This is a genomic window from Sphingopyxis sp., assembly GCF_035565275.1.
Classification (GTDB): Bacteria; Pseudomonadota; Alphaproteobacteria; order Sphingomonadales; family Sphingomonadaceae; genus Sphingopyxis.
On the sequence record NZ_DATMST010000338.1, the window covers coordinates 1 to 6,009 of the forward strand.

The following is a 6,009-nucleotide window of genomic DNA, read 5'->3' on the forward strand; positions in this document are numbered from 1 at the left end:
CCGATCTTGGTTCCCGGCTCGCCCCGCGTCGCCATCGTCCGCGGCACGGCGATGCCGACCGACGACGACACCGCGCGCGCGCATTTCGCGGTGCAGGACAAGGTGCCGCTGATCGCGACGCGCGTCGACGACATCGAGGTCGAATTGCTCACCAGCGCCGCGCTCGAACGCGCGCGCCTCTGGCCGTCGGCGGCGGCGCCCGCCGACATCAGGCCCGCGAAAATGTTCGCCGACCATGTAAAGCTCAACAAGGACAAGGGGATCGGCGCGCGCATCGCGGGCGCCTTCGTCTCGGTTCCCGGGCTGATGCAGCGCGGCCTCGACAAGGATTACAAGGACAACCTCTACTGACGGGTCTTGCCGGGAACCTGCCGCCGCCCCGAACATTTGGATTGGGACAGCGAAAGGAACGCCGATGGCCCGGTCCGACCCCCTCGCGCAATATAACGCCAAGCGCGACTTCAAACTGACCCGCGAGCCCGCGGGCAAGGTCGCAAAGGGAAGCGGCAACCGCTTCATCGTCCAGAAGCACGACGCGACGCGGCTCCATTACGACTTCCGCCTCGAAGTCGATGGCGTGCTCAAAAGCTGGGCGGTGACCAAGGGGCCCAGCGCCGACCCCGCCGACAAGCGACTCGCGGTGCGCACCGAAGACCATCCGATGTCCTACGCCGACTTCGAAGGCGTGATCCCCAAGGGCGAATATGGCGGCGGCACGGTGATGCTGTGGGACACGGGTAGCTGGGCTCCGATCGCGGGAAAGAGCGCGAAGGATATCGAAAAGGGCCATCTCCACTTCACGCTCGACGGGACACGGATGAAGGGCGAATGGCTGCTCGTCCGCATGAAGCCGCGGCCGGGGGAGAAGCGCGAGAACTGGCTGCTGCGCAAGGTCGACGACGCCTATGCGGGCGGCACCGACGACCTCGTCGGGCGCCAGCTGACGAGCGTCCTCACCGGGCGCACGATGGCCGACATCGCGGGCGACGAAGGCGGCGAACAATCGCTCAAGGGCGCCAAGGGTGCGGCGTTCACGAAGAAGATGCAGGCAGCCGCCGCGCACAACAGGAAAGTCGCGAAGCCCGCGACGAAAGGAAAACCGCCCGAATTCCGTCCGCTTCAGCTCGCAACGCTCGTCGATGCGGTGCCATCGGGCAATGGCTGGTTCCACGAAATCAAATATGACGGCTACCGCGCCCAGATCGCCGCCGCGGGCAGCGAGGTGCGCGTCTACACCCGGAACGGCCTCGACTGGACCGACAAGTTCGTGCCGCTCGTCCGCCATGTCGCCGCGCTCGACCTGCCGCCCTGCCTGATCGACGGCGAGATCGTCGCCTATGGCAGCGACGGCAACCCCGACTTCTCGTCGCTGCAGGCCGTGCTCAAGCGCGGCCATGGCGCGCAGGACGAAGGCACCCGGCTTCTCTTCTTCGCCTTCGACCTTCTCGAAGAGCGCGGCAAATCGCTTCTCAAGCTCGGCAATCTCGAACGCAAGGAACGCCTCGAGGCGCTGCTGCGCGACGCGAAAGCGCCGCTCGCGGTCGCCGATCATGTCATCGGTGCGGGCGAAAAACTCTATTCCGCGATGTGCGACGCGGGGCAGGAAGGCATCATCTCGAAACGCGCCGACGCGGCCTATGTCGGCCGTCGCACCAAAAGCTGGGTGAAGGTCAAATGCACCCGGCGGCAGGAGTTCATCATCGTCGGCTGGAAACCGTCGTCGGCCAGGGCGCGCCCCTTCTCGTCGCTGCTCCTCGCGCAGCGCGAGGGCGACACGCTTGTCTACAAGGGCAATGTCGGCACCGGCTTCAACGGCGACAACATGGCCGAACTCGCCGGTTCATTCGAAAAGCTCGGGCGCAAGACCGCTCCGCTCGACGTCGACAAGGTCGCCGCGCGCAAGGTCCATTGGCTGAAACCCGAACTGGTCGCCGAAATCGCCTTCGCCGAATTTACCGCGGGCGGATCGGTGCGCCACGCGAGCTTTCTCGGCCTGCGAGCGGACAAGGAGGCGAAGGACGTGACCCCGGAAGTGAAACAACCCGCCCCCCGGGCGGCAAGCAACGTCAGGATCAGCAGCCGCGACCGCGTGATCTTTCCCGAAGCGAAGGCGACCAAGGGCGACCTTGCCGATTATTATGCCGCCCTCGCCCCGCTCATGCTGCCGCACATGGCGCGCCGCCCGATCAGCCTCGTTCGCTGCCCGCAGGGGCGCGCGAGGAAATGCTTTTTCCAGAAACATGATTCGGGCAGCTTCGGCGACCATGTCCACCATGTTCCGATCCGCGAGAAGGACGGGGGGCACGAGGATTATCTCTATGTCGACGACGCTGACGGCATCCTCGCCTGCGTCCAGATGGGAACGATCGAATTCCATGGCTGGGACAGCCATGTCGATGCGCTCGAACGGCCCGACCGCATGGTGTTCGACCTCGACCCTGACGAGGGGCTCGATTTCGGCGACGTCAAAAAGGCGGCGGCCGACATCCGCCGCCAGCTCGCCGATATCGGGCTGGTCAGCTTCGCGATGCTGTCGGGCGGCAAGGGCGTGCACGTCGTCGTCCCGCTCGCCCCGGGGCATGGCTGGGACGCGCACAAGGATTTCTCGAAACGCTTCGCCGAGGCGCTGAGCCTTGCCGAACCCGGCCGCTATGTCGCGACGATGAGCAAGGCGAAGCGCAAGGGCAAGATCTTCATCGACTGGCTGCGCAACCAGCGCGGCAGTACCGCGATCATGCCCTATTCGGCGCGTGCGCGCGAAAATGCGCCCGTTGCGGCACCGATCGGCTGGGACGCTCTCGCCGACGCCACGAAGGCAGGACAGTGGACGATCGGCGACGTCGATGCACTGCTCGAACGCGCCGCGAGCCCCGAGCTCAAGGGATGGGGGTTCGCGAGCCAGACGCTCCCCGATTTCTGACGACCGCGGCCCCGGCGCGCCCCCGATTCGCGAGTCGCTGCATGGCTGATCAGCATTCCGATAGGCGTCAGAATAATACCAATAAAATACCAAAATATCCTTCCGTGCGCACTATCGGGTAATAAACAGGTCCGGAATGGGCTTGACGTATAGATTGGTATGTATAAGTTTCCCCGGAAATCGGAAAGATATCCGATCCAATATCCAAAAGAGGGAGACTAGACATGACCAATGCAAGATATCTGCTCGCGTCCGCCAGCGTTGGTACACTGCTTTTCGCCGCAAGCGCAGCCCATGCCCAGGCTCCCGTCACGGACGGCGCGAACGACAGCGAGATCGTCGTCACCGGCATCCGCGGATCGCTTCGCGAAGCGATCGACGCCAAGCGCGACCTCGCGGTGATCGCCGACGTCGTCACCGCCGAGGATGTCGGCAAATTCCCCGACAAGAATGTCGCCGAGGCGCTTCAGCGCGTCCCCGGCATCGTCGTCAACCGCGAGTTCGGCGAAGGCGAACGCGTGTCGCTGCGCGGCACCGCCCCGAACCTGACCAAGACGCTGCTCAACGGGCACAGCGTCGCGACCGCCGACTGGTTCATCCTCGATCAGGTCGCGTCGACGCGCAGCTTCAACTACCTCACCCTGCCCGCCGAGATCATCGGACGCCTCGAGGTGTACAAGAGCCCGCAGGCCGATGTCGAGGAAGGCGGGGTCGGCGGCACGATCAACGTCATCACGCGCAATCCGCTCGATCTGGAACCGCTCACCCTCTCGGCCTCGGTACAGGGCGTCTATTCGGACCTGTCGGGCAAGTTCGACCCGCAGCTTTCGGGACTCGTCAGCTGGAAAAATGCCGGCGAGACCTTCGGTGTCCTCGTCGGGGCGATCTACCAGAAACGCCGCACGCGCCGCGACGGGCTCGAGATTTTCGGCTATCGCTCTTTCCCGGTCGGCGGCGGGGAAAGTGCACTCGTCCCGACGCTGATCGGCTCGACGATGTTCGAGCAGGAACGCGAACGCTATGGCGCCAATATCGGCATCCAGTTCCGTCCGTCGGACGAGCTCGAGGTCAACATCACCGGCCTCTATTCGCGTTTCAACGCCGACAATTTCAACCAGAATTATATCGCGTGGGGCGAACAGGCGCTGGCCGGCGGCGGCACGATCAGCAATGCCGTCGTTCGCGACGGGGTCGCGGTTTCGGGCGATATCGCTTCGGCAACGGGCGGCACGACGGGCTTCGGTGTCGTTTATGACGCGATCGACCGGCAGGCGGTCGCCAAGACGATCTCGGCGGACTTCGACCTGACGTACCGCCCGACCGACAGCCTCTCTGTCCATTTCAAGGCCGGCTGGACCAAGGCCAACGGCGACACCAGCAACGAGAATTTCATGGAGTTCGCGGGTCCGGGGGCGTTCAGCTACGACCTTACCAGCGGACGGCCCGAGGTCAGCTTCGCCAGCCCCGATCCGCTGAACCCCGCGGGAATCCGGCCCGATTTCGGGCGCATCCAGTCGGTCACCAACGAAGACGAGGAGAAATATTTCTACCTCGACGTTGAAAAGCAGGTCGGATGGGGCCCGCTCACCGCGCTCAAATTCGGGGTCAAATATACCGATCACGATCGCGTCGCCGAGCGCTTCGCGACCAATGGCGGCGTCTTCACCCCCGGCCTGCGCTGCGGCGGCGTCGCCTGCACCGCAGCCGATTTCGCGACCGGCGGCGGCATGCCCGGCGACTTCCTCGACAATATCGCCGCCCCCGGCACGCTGACCGATTATTGGCGTGTCGACCCGGCGAAGCTGCGCGCCATTTACGGCGCCCAGACGGCGCCCGGAACCGACCAGTTCCTCGTCCCCGGCGACAGCTATTCGATCAACGAAAAAACCTATGGCGGCTACGGGCTTGCGAAGTTCGGCGGCGATGGCTGGCGCGGCAATGTCGGTGTCCGGGTCGTCCGCACCGACCAGAGAACCGACGGCTTCATCATCGGCGGCGCCGACCCCGAATTCACCAATCCGTTCGGCGGCTTCACCCCGGTGACGGCGAAGCGATCCTATACCGATATCCTGCCCAGCGCCAACCTGTCGGTCGACCTGTCGGAGAAAGTCGTGCTGCGCTTCGCCGCGGGCAAGACGGTGGCGCGCCCCGATTTCACCGCCATCAACCCGGGCGTCAATCTCAACGGCACATTGCTGACAGGCAGCGGCGGCGATCCGAACCTCGCCCCCTATCGCGCTAACCAGTATGATTTGTCGGTCGAATTCTATCCCGACCGCGAGACGATCGTCGCGCTGGCGCTGTTCTACAAAGACATCCAGTCGTACATCGTCAACACGACCACGACCGAAATCCTGCCGGGCGTGTTCGTGCCGGGGTCCGAGCCTGCAGGCTGCGTCCCGGCAGCAGGCAGCAATCCGGACCTGTTCGACTGCCCATACCAGATCAACCGCCGCAGCAACGGCGACGGCGGCCGCAACCAGGGCTTCGAATTTCAGGTGTCGCGCCCGATCTGGGGCGGCTTCGGCGCGGTCGTCAACTACACCTATTCGGACGCCAAGGCGAGCAACGGCGACCCGATCCCGGGCAACTCGAAGCACTCGCTCAACCTGACGGGATATTACGAGAACGACCTCGTCAGCGCGCGGCTGTCGTATAACTACCGGTCGAAATTCTTCATCGACATCGACCGGGCGGCGCCGCTCAATCAGGCCGCGCTCTCGTCGCTCGACGCCTCGGTCAGCGTCAATATCACCGACAATATCGCGCTCACCGCCGACGCGGTGAACCTGACCAACGAGAAGATCGAGCAATATTCGGGCACCCGCGACCGCCCGCGCGCGATCTACGACAACGGCCGCCAATTCTACGTCGGCGCGCGGCTGAAATTCTGATCCCCCCCGCAACCGGCATCGGCGCACCCTGCGTCCGATGCCGGTTCGGACCCTCATGCACCGGCGTCGCAACCGCCGCGCCCCGGCCAGATTCTGATCCAGCCTTCGCCGCAATGATCCATCCCGCCCGATCGCATCACCCGCATCCCAATTGACAAATTTATTTGTCAATATTAGCCAGACATCATGTCCGAC

General features: G+C 64.4%; 3 protein-coding genes. All 3 read left to right on the forward strand.

Translation table 11 applies throughout. The features are described from left to right. Positions 1-351, forward strand: a 351-nt coding sequence (locus VN047_RS21945; RefSeq protein ID WP_325546483.1) for a hypothetical protein, incomplete at its 5' end; no start/stop codon positions are given. A gap of 64 nt (positions 352-415) precedes the next feature. Continuing rightward, on the forward strand, positions 416-2,920 hold the full coding sequence (gene ligD, locus VN047_RS21950; protein ID WP_325546485.1) for a DNA ligase D: 2,505 nt from the start codon (positions 416-418) through the stop codon (positions 2,918-2,920). Between the two features lie 224 nt (positions 2,921-3,144). Continuing rightward, positions 3,145-5,814: a TonB-dependent receptor gene (locus tag VN047_RS21955; protein ID WP_325546487.1), complete on the forward strand. Its 2,670-nt coding sequence runs from the start codon at positions 3,145-3,147 to the stop codon at positions 5,812-5,814. Positions 5,815-6,009: the final 195 nt, after the last annotated feature.